Here is a 23,779-nt window from a genome sequence, read left to right as displayed (position 1 = left end):
TCCAAGATCTCTCTCGGGGCTCCCGGCATGCGAGAAAGAGTGCCGCCATGTGGGAGCAGCGCGGCGGATGGGACGTCATGAACCCCGTGACGACTCCTACTCAAGGATCACGGGGTCGGCGTCGGGTATTCGTCGTCCAGCCTTCCCGTCGATCTTGGGATTGTGGTCGTTCCGCCGGGTCAGAGCACGTCCAGGACGAGGCAGAGCCAGTTGCCGCGGCGGTGTTCCAGGCGCAGGGCGACTGCCCAACTGGTGCCGTCGGCGCCGGCGAACACGGCGGTGGCCTCGACCGCTCCGGCCCGGGGCTCGCAGACGCGCAGCCGGCGCAGGAGCAGGGCCGGCCGGGCGCTACGGCGGCGGACCGGGGTCACCCGGCGGGACGCCCGGGTCAGCTCGGCCGACACCTGGGCGGCGGCCTCGGGCAGGCAGAGCGGCCGGAGCTGCCCGGGCGGCCGGAAACCGTTGACGATCTCCAGGAACGTGCGCACGAACCGGTGTGCCGCCCGCGCGGCCTCGGGCGTGGCGGTGGCGAGGGCGGACCGTGGTGGCCCGGCCGCGGGAGGCCACCCGACACCGTCCCCGCTCACGGCGGCGTTGCGGGGCGTGCCGCCCTCGCCCAGGACGGTGCGGGGCGCGCCCGAGGCGGACCAGCGGGGCCATCCGGGAGAGCGGTCGGCGGGGCGGTCGGCGGGGCGTCCGAGGTCTTGGCGACGGTGGTCGAGCAGGTCGAGGGCGAGCTGGCCGGCATGACCCCAGGCCGGGTCCTCGTCCGTGCAGGGCGGGTCGAGCGGCGGGGCGGGCCGGAGACGGACCGGGGGGCGCGGTGACCGGGGACGGCGGGTGTCGACCATGTCAGCCCTCGAATCCTTGCGTTTGCCTTCGTTTGCCTGTGACGGATCCTCATCTTCCGCCACGGCAACCGCAGGCGTCAATGGCCGACGGTCAGCGTGGGGTCACTCCACGTCGCGCTCGCCGAGCGGGTTGCCGCGAACCCACTCCGCCGTCTCGGCATACTTGCGCTCGATGTACTCCTCCAGCCGAGCGCGCTCGACCCGCCACTGGCCCCGGCCGCCGATCTTGATCGCGGGCAGCTCACCGCTGCGCACCATGTGGTAGACCTGCGAGTCCGAGACGTTCAGCTCGGCGGCGACGTCGGACAGCAGCAGGAATCTCGACTCCACGGTGACTCCCGAGGTTGGCTTCGTTTGCCTCAGTTTGCCATCAGGGCGCGACACCGCCCAGGCCCGGCTCGGCGGACACACCGGCCGGAGGCTTCTCCTGAAGCGGTGCGGGGTGTATGACGGTCACGGCGTACGGCATGATCGGCGCCCGGAGCCGGCGCCTGCCGGCGGACGGCGGAGAGTGCGGGGAGAGACCGGTGACCGACGAACTTGTCCGGGTGTACCTGCCGGGGACCGTGCCGATGCTCGCCCGGCTGCGCGACGAGGGCCTGACCGTGGAGGCGGCGCACGCCGTCACCCCGGAGCTGCGCGAGTGGTACGCCGAGGGCGACGAGGAGGAACTGGAGTACGTGGCCTTCACCCGGGCCGCCCAGGACGCGCTGCTGCTGCTGCGGGCCGATCCCGCCGCGCCCCGGCGGCGGGTGGTGGTCTCGGCCGACCTGCCGTCCCGCGCGGTCGGCCGGAACGACGGCGAGCTGGGCTCGAGCGTGATCCACCCGGCCGGGCCGGTGCCGGTGGCGTCCATCGCGGCGATCCACGTGGACGGCGCGGAGGCGGCCGAGGACGTGGCCGCCGCCGTCGACGTGGCGGCGGAGGCGCAGGCCGGCGACCCGGACGCCCAGTTCACCGTCGACGCCGTCGAGGACCACGAACTGGAGTGGTACGACGTGACCGAGCTGGACCTGCTGCTGCGCGAGGTCGGCTGAGCCCGAGCGGCTCAGGCCGCCGGCTCGTCCTCCGCGTCGTAGGCGTCGGGGCGCGGTCCGAGCGTGCGCCCGAAGGCGATGAGCGTGGTGAGCGCGCCCACGAAGAGCACCCAGATCCCGTTGTCCACCCGCGAGGTGCCGAGCGCGGTCTGCGCCACCTGGTCGGCCTCGCTGAGCGCGGCGGCCAGGTCGAGCAGCCCGCGCCCACCGATCCGGATGATCACCTCGGTGAGCAGCAGGAGCAGCCCGGCGCCGGCGCCGGCCATCAGGTACGCGGGCCAGCGCAGCGGCGTGGCCGCGCCGTCGCGGCGCTCGGCCCGACGGCGCGACCAGGCGAGGTAGAGGTAGGCGACCAGGCCGGCGAGCAGGCCGGCGAGCAGCGATTCGGTGCGGGACACCCACTTGGCGGCATCGAGCACCGACTGCTGCGTCTCGCCCGCGCCGAACAGGTCGGAGAGCGGGTCCCGGGCCCGGCTGAACAGCACCACGAAGAGCTGCGCGGCGAGCGTCGCGGCGGCGATCCCGGCCACCACCCGCGCCTGACGCGCTCCGGCCGTCGCCCCGCCGATGATCGCGGCCGCCGCCGTGGTACCGGCGATGGTGTTGGTGGTGGCGTTGTCGGCGTACGTCAGGTTGATCGCCACCGCGGCGCCGAGCCCGACCAGCAGCCCGGTGCCGACGGTGGCCAGGAAGCGCAGCGAGGCGCGGCCGAGCCGGTTGGTGGCGGCCAGCGCGACCGCCGCGCCGGTGACCAGCGCCGCGGTGATCACGCCGGGGAGCGCGTACGCGGAGAGGCTGATCGCGGTGACGCCGGCGGCGGTCGAGGTGATCGCCTCCCGGGTGGACCAGAGCATGGCCACCAGCCAGGCGAGCGCGAGCACGGCCAGCGGCAGCGCGCCCGGCGCGTACCCCGGTCGGCCGGTCGCCGGCGCGGCCTGGTCGGTGGCGGGCGGCTCGACGGCCTCGGGCCGGTCCGGTTCCGCGGCCGTGGAGCTGCCGGGCTGGTTGCTCATCGTCTCCCTTTCGACGGACGCCGGTCACCGGCCACCCAGCGTACGCGCCGTAGCCCGCGCTCCCGGGCGGGCAGCCGGTCCGGTGGGCCCGCCTTGATCGACACCACCTCGCCGAGGTGGTGCCTTCCGCCGCACGGTGATGCCGCCACCTCGCCGAAGAGGAGTGGATCAACGTCGGAAAGCCCGCCGGCCCGCGCGGGCGCCCGGGACCGGCGATCGGCGTGGGGCGGCCAAGCCGGGGCGACCTCTCGACTGGCGACAAGGGCCGAAGAATCGCTGATCTGGTGAGCGTGCGGCCGATGTTTCGTCGGGTGTGAGGAGGTCCGACCGAAGGTCCGGAGACGGGCGTTCCGTTCGTTGTGCCGCGCGGCACCCCGGGGAGCCGGGGTCGCGGGTCCGGCCGCGTGAAACAATCGGCGCAGGTCCCGCCGCCGCGACCGGTCCGCCGCGCGGTGTCCGGCACCCGGCCGCCCGGCCGGTGCCCGCGGGTCCGGTTTCGCCATCGCCGTCGAGATCGCACAGGAGCCTGTGATGGACGCCGTCTTCTCCGTCCCCGAGCCGCGCAACGAGCCGGTCCACACCTACGAGCCCGGCAGCGCCGACCGGGAGCGGCTCCAGCGGCGGCTGGGCGAGCTGGCCGCCGAGCGGATCGAGCTGCCGATGACCATCGCCGGCGAGCAGCGGATGGCCGGCGGCGAGTCGATCGACGTGGTCCAGCCGCACAAGCACGCGCACGTGCTCGGCGTCACCGGGCACGCCACCCACGACGACGCGCGGGCCGCGGTCCAGGCGGCCAAGGACGCCGCGCCGATGTGGCGGGCGCTGCCGTTCGAGGAGCGGGCCGCGATCTTCCTGCGCGCCGCCGACCTGCTCGCCGGCCCGTGGCGCGACACGCTCAACGCGGCCACCATGCTCGGGCAGTCCAAGACCGCGGTGCAGGCCGAGATCGACGCCGCCTGTGAGCTGATCGACTTCCTCCGGTTCAACGTCCACTTCGCCCGCCGGCTCCTGGCCGAGCAGCCGATGTCCTCGGCCGGCGTGTGGAACCGCTTCGACCACCGGCCGCTGGAGGGCTTCGTCTACGCGGTCACCCCGTTCAACTTCACCGCGATCGCCGGCAACCTGCCGTCCGCGCCGGCCATGCTCGGCAACACCGTGGTCTGGAAGCCGGGCCCGACCCAGCAGTTCGCCGCGCACTTCACCATGCGGTTGTTCGAGGCGGCCGGCCTGCCGCCCGGCGTGATCAACATGGTCACCGGGCGCGGCGAGGAGGTCTCCGACGTGGTGCTCGCCGACCCGGACCTGGCCGGCATCCACTTCACCGGCTCCACCAAGGTCTTCCAGCAGCTGTGGCGGACCGTCGGCGACAACATCGGCCGCTACCGGGGCTACCCCCGGCTGGTCGGCGAGACCGGCGGCAAGGACTTCGTGGTCGCGCACATGAGCGCCGACGTGGACGCGCTGCACACCGCGCTGCTGCGGGGCGCCTACGAGTACCAGGGGCAGAAGTGCTCGGCCGCCTCGCGGGCGTACGTGCCGCGTTCGATCTGGGAGGCCGGCCTGCGGGACCGGCTCGCCGCCTCCGCCGACGCGCTGACCTACGGCGACGTGACCGACTTCGGCAACTTCGGCGGCGCGGTCATCGACGACAAGGCGTTCGGCCGGCACACCGCCGCGCTGGAGCTGATCAAGGGCGACGACAGCTGTCGGGTCCTGGCCGGTGGCACCGCCGACGACTCGGTCGGATACTTCGTCCGGCCGACGCTCTTCGAGTGCTCGGACGCCGCGCACGAGACGTTCACCACCGAATACTTCGGCCCGATCCTCGGCGTGCACGTCTTCGACGACGCCCGCTTCGACGAGGTGGTCGCCCAGGCCGAGTCGATCGCACCGTACGCGCTGACCGGGTCGATCTTCGCGAACGACCGCCGGGTGGTCGACCAGGTGGCGGAGAAGATGCGGTACGCGGCCGGCAACTTCTACATCAACGACAAGCCGACCGGCGCGGTGGTCGGGCAGCAGCCGTTCGGCGGCGCCCGGGCCAGCGGCACCAACGACAAGGCCGGCTCCTGGCACAACCTGGTCCGCTGGACGTCCCCCCGGACGATCAAGGAGACGTTCGTCCCGCCGACCGACCACACCTACCCGCACATGGGCTGACGGGTGCGTAGAGGGCCCGTCTCGACCACGAGGCGGGCCCTTTCCCTACCCGACAGTGCACTTCGGACCGCCTACGAGTGGCGAAAACGGCAAATCCTGGACGCCAGAGCCGACAAAGTGGCAGCTTAGAGGGCATGGCGGAATCCGGAGTCAACCCGACGGCGGCGGCCCTGCTGGGCCTGCTGCACGACGGCCCGATGACTGGCGGTCAGTTGATGGCCGCTGCCGAGCGCCGGCTGGCGCCGTACTGGTCGATGACCCGCAGCCAGGTCTACCGGGAACTTCCGGTCCTGGCCGAGAAGGGTCTGGTGCGGCTCGGCAAGCCCGGGCCGCGGATGAGCCAGCCGTACGCGCTCACGGCGGCCGGGAAACGGACATTCTCCCGCTGGTTGGCGGAGAATCCCGGCAAGGACACCATCCGTAACCCGATCGCGCTGCGGATGGCCTTCGGCAACCTGCACTCGTCGAGCCAGCTCAAGAACCTGTTCGCGTCGGCGAACGAATACCACACCGAGGCGCTGGCGGCGGTGCGGGAGCAGGTCAAGAACGCGAAGAAGGAGGGCGACAGCTACGACGCCAGCGCGCTGGAGTTCGCCGTCGCCTACCACCGGGCGGCGCTGTCCTGGCTGAAGACCGCACCGGTCGGCTGACCACCTGCGCGAGGTTGACGGACCGACGCAGTAGTGTTGTGTGCCGTGACCGCTGCCGATTACGCCGAACAGCTCAAGGAACTCGACGCCACGTTGCGCAACATCGAGGCCGTGCTCGACCTCGACAAGTTGCGTGAGCAGAAGGCCCGCCTGGAGCAGGAGGCCTCCGCGCCCGACCTCTGGGACGACCAGGCCAAGGCGCAGGCGGTGACGTCGCAGCTGTCGTACGTCAACGGCGAGATCGGCCGGCTGGGTGACCTGCGCTCCCGCCTCGACGACGCCGGGGTGCTGCTGGAGCTGGCCCAGGCGGAGTCCGACCCGGGCGCGCTGACCGAGGTCGAGTCGGAGATCACCGGGCTGACCAAGGCCATCCAGGAGATGGAGGTCCGCACGCTGCTCTCCGGCGAGTACGACTCCCGGGAGGCGCTGGTGGCGATCCGGGCCGGGGCCGGCGGCGTGGACGCGGCGGACTTCGCCGAGATGCTGCTGCGGATGTACCTGCGCTGGGCGGAGCGCCACGGCTACCCGACCGAGGTCTACGAGACGTCGTACGCCGAGGAGGCGGGCCTGAAGTCGGCCACCTTCACGGTCAAGGTGCCCTACGCCTTCGGCACGCTCAGCGTGGAGTCCGGCACCCACCGGCTGGTGCGGATCAGCCCGTTCGACAACCAGGGCCGCCGGCAGACCAGCTTCGCCGGCGTCGAGGTGCTGCCGGTGGTGGAGCAGACCGACCACATCGACATCCCCGAGAACGAGATGCGGATCGACGTCTACCGCTCCTCGGGCCCGGGCGGGCAGAGCGTCAACACGACCGACTCGGCGGTCCGGATCACCCATATCCCGACCGGCATCGTGGTCACCTGCCAGAACGAGAAGTCCCAGCTGCAGAACAAGGCCTCCGCGCTGCGGGTGCTCCAGGCCCGGCTGCTGGAGCGCAAGCGGCAGGAGGAGCAGGCGAAGATGGCCGGCCTGAAGACCGACGCCGCCGGCTCGTGGGGCGACCAGATGCGGTCGTACGTCCTGCACCCTTATCAGATGGTGAAGGATCTGCGTACCGAGCAGGAGACGGGCAATCCGTCCGCGGTCTTCGACGGCGAGCTGGACAGCTTCATCGAGGCGGGTATCCGCTGGCGGAAGCAGCAGCAGCTCACCGCTGACGGTGCGTGATCACGCTCGGACGCAGCGCGTCATCGATCTCGTGCTGACCCGGTAAATCGATGACGCGCACCGCATCTGTGGGGCGTGGGGCTTGGCTCTGCGGTTACACCGCGTAGACTCTCGACCCGTGATTCAGCTTGAGCAAGTGACGAAGACGTACCCGAAGGCGTCCCGGCCTTCGCTCGACAACGTGTCCGTCTCGATCGAGAAGGGCGAGTTCGTCTTCTTCATCGGTCCATCCGGCTCCGGCAAGTCCACGATCATCAAGTTGCTGCTGCACGAGGTGACCCCCAACAAGGGCCGCGTCGTGGTCAACGGCAAGGACGTCACGTCGATGCGTTCCTGGAAGCGACCCCACTTCCGGCGTTCCATCGGCTGTGTCTTCCAGGACTTCCGGCTGCTGCCGAACCGCACCGCGTACGAGAACGTGGCGTTCGCGCTGGAGGTGATCGGCAAGACGAAGGCGGTCGCCCGTCGGGTCGTGCCGGAGGTGCTGGAGCTGGTGGGTCTCGGTGGCAAGGAGCACCGTTACCCGCACGAGCTCTCCGGTGGTGAGCAGCAGCGTGTCGCGGTGGCCCGGGCGTTCGTGAACCGGCCGCTGATCCTGCTGGCCGACGAGCCGACCGGAAACCTGGACCCGGACACCTCGATCGAGATCATGCGCCTGCTGGACCGGATCAACCGCACCGGCACGACCGTCGTGATGGTCACGCACGACTCCAACATCGTGAACCAGATGCGCCGCCGGGTCATCGAGATCGAGAGCGGCCGCATCGTGCGCGACCAGGCACGCGGCGTCTACGGCTGAGCCTGACGACGGCGCGTAGACCCTGACGACGAACACCTCACGCCGGAGAGCCGGAGGAATATCCCGATGCGGATGAAGTACGTCCTGTCCGAGGTACTGGTCGGACTGTGGCGCAACGTCACCATGACGATCGCCATGATCATCACCATGGCGGTGTCGCTGTTCATGCTGGGCGGCAGCGGCCTTCTGTACCAGAAGGTCGGCGACATGAAGGATCTCTACTACGAGAACGTCCAGGTCTCGATCTTCCTGAAGACCGACGCGCCCGAGGACCAGCGCACCGCGCTGCAAGCCAAGCTGGACGCCGACCCGCTGGTCAAGGACGTCGAGTTCGTCGACAAGGACCAGGCGTACAAGCGCTTCCAGCAGATGTACGCGGACGCGCCCGACCTGGTGAACGCGGTCAAGCCCGACCAGCTGCCGGAGTCGTTCCGGATCACCCTGAACGACCCGCAGCAGTACAAGCAGATCTACGACCAGTACAAGACCGCCGAGGGCATCGACACGATCGTCGACCAGTCCAAGCTCCTCGACAAGGTCTTCGGCGTGCTCACCGGCATCCAGAACGGCGCGCTGGCGCTGGCGATCGTGATGGCCGCCGCGGCCCTGCTGCTGGTGGCGAACACCATCCAGGTGGCCGCGTACAGCAAGCGGCGTGAGGTCGCGGTCATGAAGCTGGTCGGTGCCTCCAACTGGTTCATCCAGGCGCCGTTCGTGCTGGAGGCGGTGGTGGCCGGCCTGATCGGCTCCATCCTCGGCCTGCTCGCGCTGATCGGCGTGAAGACGGTGGCGGCCGGCAGCTCGATGGCGGCCCTGGAGGGTCTGATCACCCCGATCTCCTGGTCCGAGATCTTCCTGACCTTCCCGCTGATGGCCGCCGTCGGTGGTCTGGTCAGCGCGATCACCGCCTGGGTCACGCTCCGCTTCTACCTGCGGGTCTAGTTACCGTACGGCTCTCTCGCAGGGCCCTCCCGCGCCGGAATAAACGGCGCGGGAGGGCTCTTGTGCTTCCGGTAGCATGATCTTCGAACGACTGGGAGGGGGTGGCGCCGGTGCCACGGGAAAAAGGGCGCAAGGTGGTCGCCTCCAACAAGAAGGCGCGTCACGACTACGCCGTCCTCGACACCTACGAGGCGGGCATGGCGTTGACCGGCACCGAGGTCAAGTCGCTGCGGGCCGGGCGGGCGTCGCTCGTCGACGCGTTCGCCCAGGAGCGGGACGGCGAGCTCTACCTGCACGGCATGCACATCCCGGAGTACGCGCAGGGCACCTGGACCAACCACGAGCCCCGGCGGACCCGCAAGCTGCTGCTCAACCGGCTGGAGATCAACCGGCTGCTGGGCAAGCTCAAGGAGAGCGGCCTGACGTTGGTGCCGTTGCAGGTCTACTTCTCGGACGGCTGGGCGAAGGTGGAGATCGGCCTGGCCCGGGGTAAGAAGTCGTACGACAAGCGTCAGGACCTCGCCAAGCGCGACGCCGACCGGGAGATCCAGCGGGCGGCCGGGCGGCGCGGCAAGGGCATGGACGAGTAAGAAGTCCGGTTCGTCCGGATGCCGGCTCGCCGGGCCGGCCTCGGGATGAATCCGGTTGCGGCAGGCGTTAGGCTTGTCGGTGCCACCACAAGCGGTGGCCTGTCGAGGGGGTGACTGGTTTCGACTTCGTACGCAGCGACAGGGGAAGCGAGCCGAGGAAGCCGACGTCGTCTCGAAAATCGGTCGTCGGAAACCAATAAGCGCCAAGAACAATCGCGCTGACTTCGCTCTCGCCGCCTGAGGCGAGTAGCAAGTCTGTCGGCCTGGGAGTGCCTTCGACCCAGTTAGCCGGCATCAGCTAGGAGGCTGGCCAATCGGACCCGGTCGCGGGGTCCGTGCGGCGAGATCAATCAGCGACTGGGCCCGTCACACCAACTTGCTCGCGTGAGCGGTGGGGCCGAGTAGAGGCACAGCGAGCTGCGCTCGGAGAAGCCCTGACAAACCGGCGAAGGACCCGGGTTCGATTCCCGGCACCTCCACCACCTTGACCTGTGCGCCCCGGTCCACCTGGACCGGGGCGCACAGTCGTCTTCCGGTGCTGCTGGGGCGCTCGGGGCCGCTGGTGCGAATGAGGCAGATGAGGTGCCTCCGGTGGCTGGACACCGCGCGCGGGCAGGCCCACCATCGCGGTACGCGGTTTTCGCGCCCAGCGCGGGAGGTGCCCGATGGTCACCCATCCGATCCAGCAGCCGACCACCGTGCTCAGCCGGGCGCTCGCCGCCCCCGGGCCGCGATGGCGGGAACAACTCGTCGTCCAGCTCGGCCCGCTCCGGCGCGGCTTCACCGAGCACGTCCGGGTCACCGAGGGGCCGTCCGGCCGGTACGCCGACCTGCTGCGCACCGCGCCCCGGCTGCACCGGGGCGTCCGCCTGCTGGTGGGCGAACACACCGCGATCGTCGCGGCGCTGGCCGCGCTCCAGCACGCTGCCGGGCTGCCGTCGGTCACTGCCGAGGAGCTGCGGGAGCAGGCCGGCAACCTGCTGCGCGCGCTCGACCGGCACCGGCGGCGCGGCGCCGACCTGCTCTGGGAGGCCTATCAGGCCGACCTGGGTGGCGAGGACTGAGGCGCCTCTCCGCCCGGGCGGCGGTGTGGCGCCGGGCGTGTCGCGGGGGACCGGATGCGCCGGGCGTGTCGCGGGGGACCGGATGCACCGGTCGCGAGCGGGTATACCTAGGAGTCATATTTATGACCCGGAGGTATACCGCTGAGAAGTGGGTGGTTCCTCCGGGGCGTCGCGTTGCGTGACGGCCGCCGGGCGTTCCCGGCCCGGCTGGCACGGGACTACCGGGGAACCGATCGGGCCCGCGCACCGTCCGATCCGTATGCGCCGATCTCTCGCCCTGCTCGGGCTGCCGCTGCTGGTCCTCTCCGGTTGCGCCGCGCCCGGCGCTGGCTCCGGCTCGGCGCCGCCCGCCGGCCCCGACCAGCGTCCCGCGTTCACCCAGCGGGCCGAGGAGGTGGCCGGGCGCTGGCGTCCCGGGCCGCAGTGGCGCACCGGATACGTCCCGCTCCAGGACGCCACAGTGCTCGCCGGCGACCCGGGCTTCACCGACGAGACGAAGGTGGCCTTCGCCGCCGGCTGGTACCGGGACCAGATCCGGATGCCCGCCGCCGCGCCACCGGACGGCACGATCAGGTTCCCCGACGGCGTGCTGCGGGTGCCGCTGGTCAGCGCCGCCGACGCGTACGCCCAACTGGACCAGGGGGACCCGCCGACGTGCGACGGCAGGCCCGGTGCGCCGGGACGGCCGGCAGGTGGCCCCACCACCGAGCCCGGTCCGGACGCCCCGGCGTCGACGACCGCGCCCACGCCGTGCGTCCCGCTGACCGTGACCGCGGCGCGGCTCGGCACCGCGCCGGTGTGGACCAGCCGGGGCCGGGTCGACGTGCCTGCCTGGCTGTTCACCGTGGACGAGCTGTCCGTACCCGTGGCCCGGCTCGCGGTCGCGCCGCGCGCGGTCGGCGAGGCGCCCGCCGGCGCGGCGGGCGGCCCGCAACTGCCGGACGGTCTGGTCGCCGCGCAGGAGCTGCGGGCGGTGGCGGGCAACCGGCTCGACTACGTGGTCGGCGTCGGGGCCTGCGACGGCGCGCCCACCCCGCTGCTGCTGGAGCGGCCGGACGTGGTGGTGGTCGGTGCCTCGGTGGTCCGGTCCACCGGCATCTGCACCGCGCAGCTCGCCCTGAAACCGGTGAGCGTCACCCTCGCCGCCCCGCTGGGCGCCCGGACCGTGCTGGACGTCGGCTCCGGCGCGCCGCTGATGGTCCGGGCCGGCTGAGTCAGAGGATCCGGGGCACCTCGGTGCTGATCGGCACCGGCAGCACCGTGGGCCGGTCCGAGGCGAGCGCCTCGGCCAGAGCTGGGCCGAGCCGGTCCGGCGACACCGCCGCGACCGCGGCGCAGCCGTAGCCGCGCGCCACCGCCGCCACGTCCAACCCGGGCAGGTCCAGCCCCGGTACGCCCGGGGTGTGCTTCAGCTCGGCGAACGCCTTGAGGATTGCGTACTGCTGGTTCACCGGCACCACGACGGCGAGCGGCAGCCGCAGCCGCGCCGCGGTCCACAACGCCTGCACCGAGTAGTGGAACGAACCGTCGCCGATCACCACGACCACCGGCCGGCCGCGCCCGGTGTCCCGCTCGGCGAGCGCCAGGCCCACCGCCGCCGGCAGCCCGAAGCCCAAGCCGCCGCTGGCCATGGTGAAGTAGGACCGTGGCCGGTCGAGCCGCAGCCGGCGGCGCAGCGCGGACAGGTTGGACGGTGACTCCTGCACCAGCACGCCGTCCGCCGGCCAGGCGTCGCCCAGCGCGGCGAAGAGCCCGTCCGCGCTGGGCGGGTCGGCGGGCTCCGGCGGCGCCGGCGGTTCGCGCGGCGGGGGTGGCGGCCGGTCGGTCGGCGGCAGCAGCTCCCGCAGCGCGGCCATGGTCAGCCCGGGGTCGCCGAGCAGGCTGTCGCCGACGGGTGCCCGGCCCGCCTCGTCGGGATCGTCGGTGACGTGCAGCAGCCGGGCGTCGCCGGGCAGGTAGTCGCCCGGCACGTGCGGGTAGTAGCGGAACACCGGGGCGCCGACCACCAGCACCGTGTCGTGCCCGCGCAGCGCCTCCGACAGCGGCCCGATCGCGTACGGGAGCACGCCCCGGAACTGCGGGTGGCGTTCGGGGAAGACACCCCGCTCCGGCGCCGGGGCCGCCCAGACCGGGGCGGCCAGCCGCTCGGCCAGCGCCACGGCGTCCGGCCACGCGTCGGCCCGGTCCACGGCCGCGCCCAGCACCAGCACCGGTGCGCGGGCGGCCGCCAGCGCGGTGGCGAAGCCGCGCAGCCGGTCCGGGTCCGGCCCGATCCGGGTGGCGACGGTACGCACCTGCGGCGGCGGGTCGGCGGTCCGGTCCCAGTCGTCCATCGGCAGGGAGAGGAAGACCGGCCCGGTGGGGGGCTGCACCGCCGAGGCGTACGCCCGCATGAAGGCCGCCGGGATGTCCTGCGCGCGGGCCGGCTCGTGGGCCCACTTGACGTACGGCTGGGCCAGCTCGACCGCCCGAGGGCTGGCCAGCCGGGGCTCGATGAGCAGCATCTCCCGGGTCTGCTGGCCCGCGCTGACGATCAGCGGGGTCCGGTTGTGCCAGGCGGTGACCAGGTTGCCCATGCCGTTTCCGGTGCCCGGCGCGGTGTGCAGGTTGACGTGCGCGGGCCGGCCGGTGCCCTGGGCGTAGCCGTCGGCCATGGCGACCGCGGAGGCTTCCTGGAGGGCGTGCACGTAGTGGAAGTCGGCCGGGAAGTCGGCGAGGAACGGCTCCTCGGTGGAACCGGGGTTGCCGAAGACGGTGGTCAACCCGAGCGCGCGCAGCAGGTCGTAGGTCGCCTCGCGCACCGTAGCCATCGCTCGAATCTAGCGGGCGGAAGCCGACTTTTCGGGCGCTTCGCCAGGGCTCAGGGCAGCGGGAACGGCAGCCTGATGCCGTCCAGCGCGCCCCCGCAGGCGCAGTCCCGCTCGGCGGGCAGCGCCGCGACCGCGTCCAGCAGCAGCGTTCGCAGCCGGTCGGTGTTCTCCGCGAAGACCCGGAACACCTCCTCCTGGGTGACCGACTCGCCCGCCTCGACGCCCGCGTCCAGGTCGGTGACCAACGCGATCGACGAGTAGCAGAGCGCCAGCTCGCGGGCGAGCACCGCCTCCGGGTGCGCGGTCATGTTGACCACCGTGCCGCCGATCGAGGTGAACCAGCGCGACTCCGCCCGGGTCGAGAAGCGCGGGCCCTCGACGACCACCACCGTCCCGCCGTCCACCGCCGGCACGCCCCGGCCCGCCGCCGCGCCCAGCAGCGTCCGCCGGCCCGCCGGGCAGTACGGGTCGGCGAAGGAGACGTGCACCGCGCCCCGGTCGTAGTAGGTCTGCGCCCGCCCGCTGGTGCGGTCGATCAGCTGGTCCGGCACCACGAACGTGCCCGGGCCCAGCTCCGGCCGGAGACCGCCGACCGCGCAGGGCGCCAACACCTGGCGTACGCCCAGCGAGCGCAACGCCCAGAGGTTGGCCCGGTAGGGGATCTTGTGCGGCGGGTGCCGATGGTCGCGTCCGTGCCGGGGCAGGAACGCCACCCGGCGCCCGCCCACCTCGGCGATCGTGACCGGATCCGACGGTGCGCCGTACGGGGTGTCCACGACGTGCTCCACCCCGTCGAGCAGGGCGTAGAGACCCGACCCGCCGATCACCGCCAGTTCGGCCTCCGCCGCCATCCGACCCTCCCTCGATCCGTTGCGATCACCCGCCGGTCAGACCTTAGCCAGCGGGCGGGACGCAGGCTATGGTGCGTGACATGGCGTTGACAGCGTGGACGGTCGACGGCGTCGGGCCCGCACGGGCGCACGGCTGACGGGTGTCGGACATGCAGGGTGAGGGGCAGGCGATCGGTGGCCGAGCCATGGAGTCGATGACCGGACGACTGCTGGTCGCGACGCCCATGCTCAAGGACCCGAACTTCGACCGGACGGTCGTGATGCTCGTCGCCCACGAGCCCGGCGGCGCCCTCGGTGTGGTGCTGAACCGGGCCACCGAGGTCCCGGTGGCCGACGTCCTCGGTGACTGGAGCGACCTGGCGCGCGAACCCGCGGTGCTCTTCGAGGGCGGCCCGGTCCAGCCCGACTCCGCCATCTGCCTGGCCCGGATGCGCCACCCGGTCAAGCCGGTGAAGGGCTTCCACCGGGTCTCCGGCGCGGTCGGCACCATCGACCTCTCGGTCGACCCGGAGAGGCTGCGCGACGCCGTCGGCGGGATCCGGGTCTTCGCCGGCTACTCCGGCTGGGGTGCCGGGCAGCTGGAGCGGGAGATCGAGGAGGGGTCCTGGTTCGTGCTGGACGCGCTGCCCGGCGACGCCTTCGTCGACCGGCCCGACGACCTCTGGCCGATGGTGCTGCGCCGCCAGGGCGGCATGATGGCGGCGGTGGCCCACTTCCCGCCCGACGTGGCGCTCAACTGACCCCGTCCGCGGGGACCCCCCGCGAGATGACCATGCCGGGCGGCGTGTGTATAGTTCTTCCCGTGCCCGGGCGACCGGGGACGACCGCAAGGGGCCGTGGCGCAGCTGGTAGCGCACCACACTGGCAGTGTGGGGGTCAGGGGTTCGAGTCCCCTCGGCTCCACCTTGTGTTTGCGCAGGTGAAGCGGCATTTCTCATCGAGAGGTGCCGCTTTTCTTAATTTTTTGGTCAACTTGCTGGCGGTGTGCGCTTCTCTTGCAGTTGTGGGTGGTTGCGCCCCGTTGGCGTCGCAGCCCTGGGTGATCAATGTAGCCTGGGTTTCGCAGGACAAGATCTACTTACTTCGCGAGATTCGCTCCGACAGTGTTGAGCTTTGGCTCCGTGAGGCAGGGCGCGAACGCAAGCTGGCATCAAATGCGGACGTGCCCGGCCACTGTGGCCCGCTCGACTTCTTGTTCGCCGTCAAACCGGGCACGCTGGGGCTGGCGATGGCATGCGACGGCTTCACAAGGCTGGTTTCGTTCTCGGGAACGACTGGTACGTTCGCTTCTCTCCTCGATGTGCCGAGTGCGGCTAGTGTCGCTTTGGCCGACGATGGTCGGGCCAGCTATATCGGCACAGGTAGGAACGGTTGCTGGGCAATTCAACCATTGGGGGAGGCCCGAATAAGCTATTCCATCGACTGGGAAGAGTATTCCTGCCAGTCGGGAAAGTCAGCCAAATCGCCCGTGCTCGTCGGCGAAAATGGCGTCGTCTTCCTTGCCGCCAACGGGCTCCCGCCTGAGCAGCCGGTGCGTGACGAGAGGCGTGGCTGGCGGTTGATGATTACTTCGCAGGCGGGGAGAGGTGCCGAACCGGTGGGGCCGGAGCTGCATGGACTTCCTGATCTGGCGCTGGTGCCCGGAGGAGGCAAGGCGGTCGTCGCAACCTCTTTCGACGGCTCGGGGGCCGTCCTTGAAATCGATCTTCGAAGCGGCCAGTCTCGGCGGGTCTATCGGGCACAAGGTGTTGCGTTGTCGCCGAGCGTCTCGCCGGATGGCAAAAGGGTAGCTTTCGTGGGCGGGGGCCGGCAGCTTATCGTCAAGGAACTCTCCTGATGGATTAGGCCGGCAGGCGGCGGCAGGCTCGCCCCGAACTGCATGAGGACCCGCCGTTGGAGGTGGTGATCGCGGCGACGGAGACCACCGGCAAACAGGATCGCCCACCGACACCCGCGACGACAGCACCTGCCGTTTGACCGGTCAACAGGTCGACACCGACAATCAAGCCACCGCCAGCATCTTCGACGACGAATCCACCACCGACTACGGCTACGGCTACGGCCAAGCCGGCAGCATCACCGCCATCGTCAGGGGGCCACTGCAGTCATGATGACAAAGGATCGACCAGCTGCGATACGTCGGCTGGACAAGCTCGCCCTCGTCTTTATGGTGATGCTGGCGGTGACTGGGGCGTGGTCGCTGACGGCAATCACGGATGAGAACCTCATTGCAGTTGTCGGATCACTTCCGTTCCTGGCAACCGCGATCGTGCTTTTCCATCTAGGCGGGCCGGCGGCCTATATCGCGGTGACAGAAACGCATGTCGTAGTAGCTAACCCCATGGTCAGATACGATGTGCCTCGGTCCATCATCGATGGGGTGCAGGGTCATTCGCGCCTCAACATTGAATTACGGGTGCTGGAGCATTCTCCCATCGATGTCAGCGCATTGATCCCCGGCGTGGGTGGTGGGCATCGGTTGACCGTAGCTCAATACGAACGAAGGCTGAGAGCGATACTTGAGCTCATGGAGGAAACGCCGATGGTGGCGACCATCGGCCCTGTAGTGCGTAGGTGGCGGCCGGGGCACGTATTATTGGTGGTTGCCTGCCTGGTGGGCATGATTGCATCCGTCGTCTACCTGTCAGCGGGCCCGCTATCCGGGGTGTAAGGAGCCAGGCAGTCCATATCGCTTCTGATGCCCCGCGCTACCCGGTCGCGCGCGGCCTCGAAGAAGGCCGACTTGAGGTCGACCCGTCGCTGCACCACCACGACATACGGAACGCGCTGGCCGCCCGCCGTCTCGGCTGCGGCCCAGCCATCTGGCTTGGCCTCTCCGGGGTGGCCGGCGTCGCAACGCTCTACAACTCACTTGTCCCGACCGGCGACTGACCGATGAGAACCGAGAAACGGGGAGGGCCGGTAGTGGAGAGCCCGTTCGGCCGGCGAGAGGTGAAGCTGGTCCTCTGGGTTGTCCTGGGCACTCTTCTGGTCGGCGGGGGGATACTGCTCACCGTTCGGCTGCGCGAGGCGATCGACGAGCGGGTTCGCGTCGGCGCCGAGACGACAGGCGAAGTGGTCCACGTCGAACGGTTCAGGATCAGCCGGTCGTTCTCCGCCACGAGGTTGACTGTGGACTACACGTTCGACGGTGTGCGGCACCGGGAGCGGTTCTCCAGCGAACTCGACGAGAGTGAGTTCCGCGTCGGGGAGTTGCTCGACGTACGCGTCGACCGGACCGATCCGACCCGGGCTGCCACGCCGGACGGGTACGCGACGGAGGATCTGCTCCTGCAGGTGCCGACCCTCCTGGAAGTCCTCGGTGCCGTCATGATTGTGATCCCGCTCGCGTTGATCAGGACGGGCCCCCGGCGCGATTAGGTGGGCTGGCAGGACCCGACTGCCGCCCGGGCCACGGGCAGGGGCGGCAGGTCCGGTACGGTCCGGCACTGGCCGTGGCGAGGCTCACCTTTGCAATGCAGGTCAGGGGTTCGAGTCCCCTCGTCTCCACCCTTGGACAACAGGTCAGCGGCCTGGTCGAGTGATCATCGACCAGGCCGCTGATCTGGATTTCCGGTCCGGTGTCCCACGGGCCGGATGCGTGTCCGTTGCGCGACGAACGGATCGAGGCTGCCGGTCCGGGAATTAGCGTGATTCGGTGGGTTCGATGGATGGCACGGGCGTACGCGTCAGGCTGCTCGGGCCGGTGGAGGTGATCGTCGCCGACCGCCCGCAGGCGGTGAACGGCGTGCGCCGCAAGGCGGTGCTGGCGACACTCGCGTTGCGGGTGGGGCAGGTGGTGAGCGTCGACCGGCTCATCGACGTGGCCTGGGGTGGGCACCCACCGGCCACCGCCGCGAACACCCTGCAGCGCCACATCTCCTACCTGCGCGCGGTGCTCGGCGAACCCGGATCGGTCGTGGCGCGTCGACCGGGCTACCTGCTCGACACCGGGCCGGAGTCGACGGATGTCCAGGTCGCCGAGCGCCTGATCGAGCGGGCCCGGCGGTCGGCGGACCGGACCGAGCGGGTGGCAGACCTGACGGCCGCGGTGAAACTGTGGCGCGGACCGCCACTGGCCGACGTGGCCGGGTCCGGCTGGCTCGAGGAGCAGGCGGAATACCTGGCCCGCCTGCGGTTGGAAGCCGAACGGGCGCTCATCGAGGCCCGGCTGTCCGTCGGCGAGCACGCCCGGCTCGTCCCTGGCCTGGAACGGCTGGTCCGGCAGCACCCCTTCGACGAGAACCTGCACGCGCAGCTCATGCTCGCCCTCTACCGCGACGGCCGGCAGGGGGAGGCGGTCGCCACGTACCGCCGGCTGCGCGACACCCTCCGGGAGAACCTCGGCATCGACCCGAGCCCTCGGCTTCGGGATCTGGAATGTGCCGTCCTGCGTCAGGACCCGGCGATCGCGGCGCCCGATCCGGTCGCGGCACCGGTGGCGGCGCCGGTGGCGGCGCAGCTACCGCCGTCGCTACCGACGTTCGCCGGGCGCGACGTGGAGATCGCCGCCCTCGACGCGCTCGCCGGGCGAGGCGGCGCCGTGGTGGTGTCGGGCACCGCAGGCGTCGGCAAGACCGCGCTCGCCGTGCACTGGGCGCACCGTGCGGCCGGGCGCTTCCCCGACGGGCAGCTCTACGCCAACCTTCGCGGCTTCGACCCGGCGGCCACACCTACCGAACCGGCGAGAGTGCTGCACGGCTTCCTGGAGGCACTCGGGGTTCCGCCGGCACGGATGCCCACCGAACCGGATCTCATGGTGAGCCTGTACCGCACCTCGGTGGCGGGCAAGCGCCTGCTGGTGGTGCTGGACAACGCGCGCGACGCGGAACAGGTCCGGCCGCTGCTGCCCGGCTCACCCGGCTGCCTCGCGGTCGTCACCAGCCGCGACCGGCTCGTCCCGCTGGTCGTCACCGAGAGCGCCGAACCGCTGAACGTCGATCTCCTGAGCCCTGGCGAAGCCCGCGACATGCTGGTCCGCCGGCTCGGGGCCGACCACGTCGGAGCCGAACCCGCCGCGGCCGACGAGATCGCCGTCCGCTGCGCGCGGCTGCCCCTCGCCCTGGCCGTCGTCGCGTCCCGAGCCGTCACCAACCGGCACTTCTCGTTGGCCGCGATCGCCGGCGAGCTGGGCGACCTGGACGCCTTCCACGGTGGCGACGAGGTCACCGACGTTCGGGCGGTCCTCTCCTGGTCGTGCCGGACGCTCAGCCCGCCCGCGGTGCGGCTGTTCCGGCTGCTGAGCCTGCACCCGGGCCCGGACGTCTCCGCCCCGGCCGTGGCCAGCCTGGCCGGCATCACCCGGCAGGTGAGCGGTCCCCTGCTCGCCGAGTTGACCCGGGCGAACCTCTTCACCGAGCACACGTACGGGCGCTTCGCGTTCCACGACCTGCTGCGCGCGTACGCCGCCGGTCTCGCCGACGCGGCCGAACCGCCGGCCGACCGCCGGGACGCCGTCCACCGGCTGCTCGACCACTACCTGCACGCCGCGCACGCCGCCGACCTGGCGCTGCATCCGCACTTCAGCGAGATCAGCCTCACGCCACCGCGGGCGGGCGTGACGCCGGAACACCCCACGAGCAAGGCGGCGGCCACCGCGTGGCTCACCGCCGAACTTCCCGTCCTGCTCGCCGCGGTGCCGCTCGCGGCCCGGTCCGGATTCGAGGGACACGCCTGGCGGCTCGCCTGGACCATGGCCGGCTTCCTGCACCGGCAGGGGCACTGGCAGGACTGGCTCGGCACGCAGCAGATCGCCCTCGCCGCCGCGTCCCGGATCGGGGATCGGGCCGGGCAGGGCCACGCGCATCGCAGCCTCGGTCTCGCCTGCTCCCGGCTCCGCAGGTACGAGGAGGCCGAGGACCACCTGGGGCGTGCACTCGACCTGTTCACCGACGTCGGTGACGACGCCGGGCGGGCACACACCTGCCTGAACCTCGGTCAGCTGGCCGAGCGACAGGGGCGGTACCAGCAGGCGCTCGACCATTCCCGGCGGGCGCTCACCCTGTTCCGGGCGGCGGGGAACCGGGCCGGGCGGGGCTACACCCTCAACGCGGTCGGCTGGCAGGAGGCGCTGCTCGGCAACTACCACCGGGCCCTCGAATCGTGCGGCGAGGCGCTGCCGATCCTGCGGGAGGTGGACGACGTGCAGGGTGAGGCCGACACCTGGGACAGCCTGGGCCACGCCCACCACCAGCTCGGCGACGACCGGCGAGCGATCGCCTGCTACGAGCGCGCCCTCGAACTCTTCACGCAGGTCCGCGACCGCTACGCCGAGGCGAGCACGTACGTCAAGCTCGGTGGCAGCCACCGGGCGCTCGCCGACCTCGGCGCCGCCCGTGCCGCGTGGCGCCGTGCCCTGAGCATCCTCGTCGACCTCGGCGATGCCGACGCCGACTCGATCCGCGCCGACCTCGAACAGCTCGACGCCACCCGGCTTCGCTGACGCCCCCGCTTTCCGCGTCCTTTCCGGGCCGTTTCCGGGTGGCCGGGCACGCTGCGGACACCAGATTTCCCTCGTCAGGAATGGAGTGTTCGATGAGTCGCTTGGCACACCGCCTCGCGGTGATCGGGGTGGCCGGCGGGACTGTGCTGGCCATGTCCTCCGCGGCCGTGGCCCGGACCGACCGGACGCCGGACAAGGACACCGACTGTGTGGTCCAGTACACCGACGACCGGGGCGTGGTCGTCCGCACCGGGACCGAGCCCGAGGGCCGGGAGCACGGCCAGTTCCGCTGCCTCGGCGGGCAGTGGACGTTCGCCTGGGCCCCGTTCGACGCGGACGACGTGATCACGTCGGACGAGATCTGGATCAGCCCGTCCGGTGCCGTCTCGGTCCGGCGGTTCGCCGGCCCCGCACTCGGCAACGACCTCACGCTGGGTGAGATCGCCACCATCGAACAGGCCGTCTCGGGCAGCGGGCGAGTGATCATCGACCGCGCGATCGTGGCGGTCGACGACGGCAAGGAGCGAACCCCGGAGCAGATCGCGGCGCTGCTGGCCGGCAAGGACGACACCGGGGTGCGGGTGCTGGGCACCGTGGAGAAGCCGGACGCCGCGATGTCGGTGAAGGACATCGTCGACGAGGCCGGCGGCACGCCCGAGACGACGGTCGTCTACTTCAGCCTCTGGGGCGCGATCAAGTCGGTGTTCGCGTGGATCGTCGACACGATCGGCGAGGTCGGCGACTGGATCGACAGGCACTGCCGCTGGTGGCCCTCGACCAACGGCGTGGGCACCGTGTTCGAGTGTCGCTGGTAGCCCGTTCGACCCGTCGAGACAACGAAGTGAGGACAGGATGACAGCCTTACGGACCATCACCAGGCGCGCCACCGTCGTCGCCGCGGCCCTGATCGTCGGGCTGACGGCCGCGTACACCCCGTCGCACGCCGCCGGGGACGAGGCCCGGACGACGATCACCGACCATCCCGGTGCTCCGGGGACGATGCTTCGACAGTTCGAGGACCTGACCGGCCGGCCCGTCGGCGACCTGGACACGGTGCTGGCCGTCGACGCCGGCGGCCGGACCCTCACCGCCGACCAGATGGCAGCGCTCGTCGCCGGTGCGGAGGTGGACGGCGTCAAGGTCGTGGGCACGATGCCGGGCGGCCGGGACATCCTCGGCACGACGATGGCCGATCTCGCCGACGGCACGTACGACGGCAGGGGTGACGCGGGGACGCCCACCACGTCGTTGATCTTCGCCACGTCGGTGCCCGACGGTCGGGGCTGGTGCCTGACCATGTGCGTGGCTCGGGGCAAGTCCGTCTGGGAATGCCTCCTGTCGAGCATGAACGACCAGATCCTCACCCTCACCCTCGGCGGCGAGACCACGGTGGGCGGGATGAAGGCCGCCTTCGAGAAGGCCAACGGCGTCACCGCCGACGGTCCGACCACGGTGGACACGCGGGTCGGCGACGGCGAGCCCTCGGTGGCGGAGATCAGGACGCTCCTCGACGGCAGGGACGTCCCCTCGCTGCGCCGGGTGGCGACGCTGGACGCACCGGACCGCGACTGGGCGTTGGTCGACGTCGCCGGGAAGTCGGGCGTGCCGTACGCGAAGACCACGGTCCACATCTTCAACTTCCGCCTTCCCGTCCTCGGGAACATGCTCGCGGTCTGCGTATCGCACGACAACGGGAAGACCTGGAAGTGCTCGGCCCGCCAGTGGAACGGCTGGAGCGGCTTGTAGCCGACGGACCGACCACCGTCCGGGCCCCGATGCGTGGGCCCGGACGCTGGCGGGCCGGCGTCAGCCCGCCGACGCCACCAGCGCCCAGCAGAACACGCCGAAACCGGCGGTGCTCGCCAGCGCCCGAACGACGTTCCAGGTCACCCACGTGGCCTCGAACCGCTGTCGGGCGGCATCGAGGTCGGACGTGCCGGCGGCGGCGAGCGCGTCGTTCAGCGGCACGTTGACCACGGCGGTGACCGCGAACATCACCAGGTAGAGGACCAGCCCGGCGACGATCCACGGCAGCGCCGGCCGGCCCGCGCCACGCCAGGCCAGGATCGCCGACAGCGCGGCGAGCAACGGCGTGCCCAGGAAGATCAGCAGGAAGAGGCCGTTGACGATGGTCACGTTGATCCGCTGCATCGCGTCCACGAACGTGCGGTCGTCGGCGCCCCGCAACGCCGGCATGACGGCGTAGGCGAAGGCGGCGAAGAGCCCGGCCATCAGCCCGGCTCCGACCGTGGCCGCGAGCAACGACAACTGCTGCACGAGTCGCATGTGCCCATCGAACCGTCGTTCGACGAGACGGCCCATGGCCAGGACGCGCGATCCTGTGTGTAATCGTCTCCGTGGACGCCGTCGCCGGCCTGCTCGACGGGCCCCGGGCCCGGGGCGCCTTCCTGCTCCGCTCGATCCTGACCCCGCCGTGGTCGATGCTGGTCCGGGACGAGGCGCCGCTCACCCTGGTCGCGGTGGTGCGCGGGGACGCCTGGCTCGTGCCCGAGCACGGCACCCCGGTGTCGCTCGTCGCCGGCGACGTGGCGATCGTGCGCGGCCCCGACCCGTACACCGTCGCGGACGACCCGGCCACGCCGCCGCAGGTGGTGATCCATCCGGGGCAGCGCTGCACCACGCCGGACGGGCGCGAGCTGTTCGAGATGACGCGGTTGGGCGTACGCACCTGGGGCAACGGCCCGGACGGCCGGACCGTGCTGCTCACCGGCACGTACCCGATCCGGGGTGCGGTCGGGAGCCGGCTGCTGGACGCGTTGCCGACGCTGGCGGTCGTGCCGCACGCGTCCTGGGACTCCCCGCTGGTCCCGCTGCTGGCCGCCGAGATCGTCAAGGACGACCTCGGTCAGGAGGCCGTGCTGGACCGGCTGCTGGACCTGCTGCTCATCGCCGCGCTGCGGGAGTGGTTCGACCGGCCGGGCGCGGCGGCGCCCGCCTGGTACCGGGCGCACGCCGACCCGGTGGTCGGCCGGGCGTTGCGGATGCTGCACCACGATCCCGCCCGGCCGTGGACGGTGGCGTCGCTGGCGGCCGAGGCCGGCCTCTCCCGGGCGGCGCTGGCCCGGCGCTTCACCGGGCTGGTCGGCGAGCCACCCATGGCGTATCTCGCCGGGTGGCGGCTGGCGCTCGCGGCCGACCTGCTGCGCGAGCCCGGCGCCACCGTCGGCGCGGTGGCCCGCCGGGTCGGCTACGGCAGCTCGTTCGCCCTGAGCACGGCGTTCAAACGACGGTACGGGGTGAGCCCGCGCCAGCACGTGGACGCGCCCCGGCAGGGCTGGATGACGGGAGCGGATGTGAGCTGACCGACAGCCCCGGAGCGGTCCGGCGTTCGATGGGTCGCCCGGACGTGCCGGCGGCGGTAGCGTCTGCTCGGGCCCGTCCG

Annotated in this window: 24 protein-coding genes, 1 tRNA gene and 1 other RNA gene; 20 read left to right on the top strand and 6 right to left on the bottom strand. The window is 71.5% G+C overall.

Annotated elements, in window-relative coordinates:
• Window positions 1-179: 179 nt before the first annotated feature.
• Both O7598_RS24650 and O7598_RS24645 read right to left on the bottom strand, forming a co-directional pair.
• Window positions 180-851 (bottom strand): Rv3235 family protein, encoded by a 672-nt coding sequence (locus O7598_RS24650; RefSeq protein WP_269693651.1) that lies wholly within the window; start codon window positions 849-851, stop codon window positions 180-182.
• 102 nt (window positions 852-953) lie between these two features.
• On the bottom strand, window positions 954-1,181 hold the full coding sequence (locus O7598_RS24645) for a helix-turn-helix domain-containing protein (protein ID WP_091060288.1): 228 nt from the start codon (window positions 1,179-1,181) through the stop codon (window positions 954-956).
• A gap of 197 nt (window positions 1,182-1,378) precedes the next feature.
• On the opposite strand from O7598_RS24645, the gene O7598_RS24640 reads away from it, so the two are divergent.
• On the top strand, window positions 1,379-1,888 hold the full coding sequence (locus O7598_RS24640) for a DUF6912 family protein (RefSeq protein ID WP_269693650.1): 510 nt from the start codon (window positions 1,379-1,381) through the stop codon (window positions 1,886-1,888).
• A gap of 11 nt (window positions 1,889-1,899) precedes the next feature.
• Here O7598_RS24640 and O7598_RS24635 read toward each other — a convergent pair whose 3' ends face one another.
• Complete coding sequence (locus O7598_RS24635) at window positions 1,900-2,901, bottom strand: hypothetical protein (RefSeq protein ID WP_269693649.1); 1,002 nt, start codon at window positions 2,899-2,901, stop codon at window positions 1,900-1,902.
• A 531-nt stretch (window positions 2,902-3,432) separates the two neighbouring features.
• On the opposite strand from O7598_RS24635, the gene pruA reads away from it, so the two are divergent.
• The 9 genes from pruA to O7598_RS24590 all read left to right on the top strand — a co-directional run bounded on the left by pruA (window position 3,433) and on the right by O7598_RS24590 (window position 11,486).
• On the top strand, window positions 3,433-5,061 hold the full coding sequence (gene pruA / locus O7598_RS24630; RefSeq protein ID WP_269693648.1) for an L-glutamate gamma-semialdehyde dehydrogenase: 1,629 nt from the start codon (window positions 3,433-3,435) through the stop codon (window positions 5,059-5,061).
• 134 nt (window positions 5,062-5,195) lie between these two features.
• Window positions 5,196-5,711: a PadR family transcriptional regulator gene (locus O7598_RS24625; protein ID WP_091060277.1), complete on the top strand. Its 516-nt coding sequence runs from the start codon at window positions 5,196-5,198 to the stop codon at window positions 5,709-5,711.
• A 45-nt stretch (window positions 5,712-5,756) separates the two neighbouring features.
• Window positions 5,757-6,878: a peptide chain release factor 2 gene (gene prfB, locus O7598_RS24620; RefSeq protein WP_091060274.1), complete on the top strand. Its 1,122-nt coding sequence runs from the start codon at window positions 5,757-5,759 to the stop codon at window positions 6,876-6,878.
• A 118-nt stretch (window positions 6,879-6,996) separates the two neighbouring features.
• Window positions 6,997-7,677 (top strand): cell division ATP-binding protein FtsE, encoded by a 681-nt coding sequence (gene ftsE, locus O7598_RS24615; RefSeq protein ID WP_013284225.1) that lies wholly within the window; start codon window positions 6,997-6,999, stop codon window positions 7,675-7,677.
• A gap of 66 nt (window positions 7,678-7,743) precedes the next feature.
• The gene (ftsX, locus tag O7598_RS24610; protein ID WP_269693647.1) at window positions 7,744-8,619 is read left to right on the top strand and encodes a permease-like cell division protein FtsX; all 876 of its coding nucleotides are present in this window, start codon (window positions 7,744-7,746) and stop codon (window positions 8,617-8,619) included.
• Window positions 8,620-8,729: 110 nt separating this feature from the next.
• Window positions 8,730-9,209: an SsrA-binding protein SmpB gene (gene smpB, locus O7598_RS24605; protein WP_091061447.1), complete on the top strand. Its 480-nt coding sequence runs from the start codon at window positions 8,730-8,732 to the stop codon at window positions 9,207-9,209.
• A 106-nt stretch (window positions 9,210-9,315) separates the two neighbouring features.
• Window positions 9,316-9,691, top strand: a transfer-messenger RNA (tmRNA) gene (gene ssrA / locus O7598_RS24600).
• Between the two features lie 183 nt (window positions 9,692-9,874).
• Window positions 9,875-10,273, top strand: a complete 399-nt coding sequence (locus O7598_RS24595; RefSeq protein WP_269693646.1) for a hypothetical protein — start codon at window positions 9,875-9,877, stop codon at window positions 10,271-10,273.
• Between the two features lie 259 nt (window positions 10,274-10,532).
• Window positions 10,533-11,486 carry a hypothetical protein gene (locus O7598_RS24590; protein ID WP_269693645.1) on the top strand — a complete coding sequence of 318 codons (954 nt, stop codon included), beginning with the start codon at window positions 10,533-10,535 and terminating at the stop codon, window positions 11,484-11,486.
• 1 nt (window position 11,487) lies between these two features.
• Here the strand turns inward: O7598_RS24590 and mdlC are convergent, their stop codons facing one another.
• Together mdlC and O7598_RS24580 are read right to left on the bottom strand one after the other, a co-directional pair.
• Window positions 11,488-13,083, bottom strand: a complete 1,596-nt coding sequence (gene mdlC / locus O7598_RS24585; RefSeq protein ID WP_269693644.1) for a benzoylformate decarboxylase — start codon at window positions 13,081-13,083, stop codon at window positions 11,488-11,490.
• A 50-nt stretch (window positions 13,084-13,133) separates the two neighbouring features.
• Window positions 13,134-13,934: an S-methyl-5'-thioadenosine phosphorylase gene (locus O7598_RS24580; RefSeq protein ID WP_269693643.1), complete on the bottom strand. Its 801-nt coding sequence runs from the start codon at window positions 13,932-13,934 to the stop codon at window positions 13,134-13,136.
• Window positions 13,935-14,083: 149 nt separating this feature from the next.
• Here O7598_RS24580 and O7598_RS24575 point away from each other — a divergent pair, with 149 nt between their 5' ends.
• From O7598_RS24575 to O7598_RS24535, 9 genes are all read left to right on the top strand, one after another.
• Window positions 14,084-14,674: a YqgE/AlgH family protein gene (locus O7598_RS24575; protein ID WP_269694963.1), complete on the top strand. Its 591-nt coding sequence runs from the start codon at window positions 14,084-14,086 to the stop codon at window positions 14,672-14,674.
• Window positions 14,675-14,764: 90 nt separating this feature from the next.
• Window positions 14,765-14,837: transfer RNA gene (locus O7598_RS24570), tRNA-Ala, on the top strand.
• A gap of 4 nt (window positions 14,838-14,841) precedes the next feature.
• The gene (locus tag O7598_RS24565; RefSeq protein ID WP_269693642.1) at window positions 14,842-15,771 is read left to right on the top strand and encodes a TolB family protein; all 930 of its coding nucleotides are present in this window, start codon (window positions 14,842-14,844) and stop codon (window positions 15,769-15,771) included.
• Window positions 15,772-15,907: 136 nt separating this feature from the next.
• A complete protein-coding gene (locus tag O7598_RS24560) occupies window positions 15,908-16,045 on the top strand; it encodes a hypothetical protein (RefSeq protein WP_269693641.1) in 138 nt (45 codons plus the stop codon).
• Window positions 16,042-16,605 carry a hypothetical protein gene (locus O7598_RS24555; protein ID WP_269693640.1) on the top strand — a complete coding sequence of 188 codons (564 nt, stop codon included), beginning with the start codon at window positions 16,042-16,044 and terminating at the stop codon, window positions 16,603-16,605. Before O7598_RS24560 ends, O7598_RS24555 begins: the two co-directional genes overlap by 4 nt.
• A gap of 254 nt (window positions 16,606-16,859) precedes the next feature.
• Window positions 16,860-17,315: a DUF3592 domain-containing protein gene (locus O7598_RS24550; RefSeq protein ID WP_269693639.1), complete on the top strand. Its 456-nt coding sequence runs from the start codon at window positions 16,860-16,862 to the stop codon at window positions 17,313-17,315.
• Window positions 17,316-17,601: 286 nt separating this feature from the next.
• On the top strand, window positions 17,602-20,376 hold the full coding sequence (locus O7598_RS24545; protein ID WP_269694962.1) for an AfsR/SARP family transcriptional regulator: 2,775 nt from the start codon (window positions 17,602-17,604) through the stop codon (window positions 20,374-20,376).
• Window positions 20,377-20,468: 92 nt separating this feature from the next.
• Window positions 20,469-21,191, top strand: coding sequence for a hypothetical protein (locus tag O7598_RS24540; RefSeq protein ID WP_269693638.1), 723 nt, complete (start codon window positions 20,469-20,471; stop codon window positions 21,189-21,191).
• Between the two features lie 37 nt (window positions 21,192-21,228).
• Window positions 21,229-22,122: a hypothetical protein gene (locus tag O7598_RS24535; RefSeq protein WP_269693637.1), complete on the top strand. Its 894-nt coding sequence runs from the start codon at window positions 21,229-21,231 to the stop codon at window positions 22,120-22,122.
• Between the two features lie 60 nt (window positions 22,123-22,182).
• On the opposite strand, the gene O7598_RS24530 is transcribed toward O7598_RS24535, so the two are convergent.
• Window positions 22,183-22,662: an anthrone oxygenase family protein gene (locus O7598_RS24530; RefSeq protein WP_269693636.1), complete on the bottom strand. Its 480-nt coding sequence runs from the start codon at window positions 22,660-22,662 to the stop codon at window positions 22,183-22,185.
• A gap of 71 nt (window positions 22,663-22,733) precedes the next feature.
• Here O7598_RS24530 and O7598_RS24525 point away from each other — a divergent pair, with 71 nt between their 5' ends.
• Entirely contained in the window at window positions 22,734-23,699 is a 966-nt protein-coding gene (locus O7598_RS24525; RefSeq protein ID WP_269693635.1) for an AraC family transcriptional regulator, read from the top strand.
• The last annotated feature ends 80 nt before the right edge of the window (window positions 23,700-23,779 follow it).

The sequence above is a fragment of the Micromonospora sp. WMMC241 genome (assembly GCF_027460165.1).
Lineage (GTDB): Bacteria > Actinomycetota > Actinomycetes > Mycobacteriales > Micromonosporaceae > Micromonospora > Micromonospora humi.
Note: the sequence above shows the minus strand (reverse complement) of the source record. Positions and strands in the feature narration are given on the sequence as shown.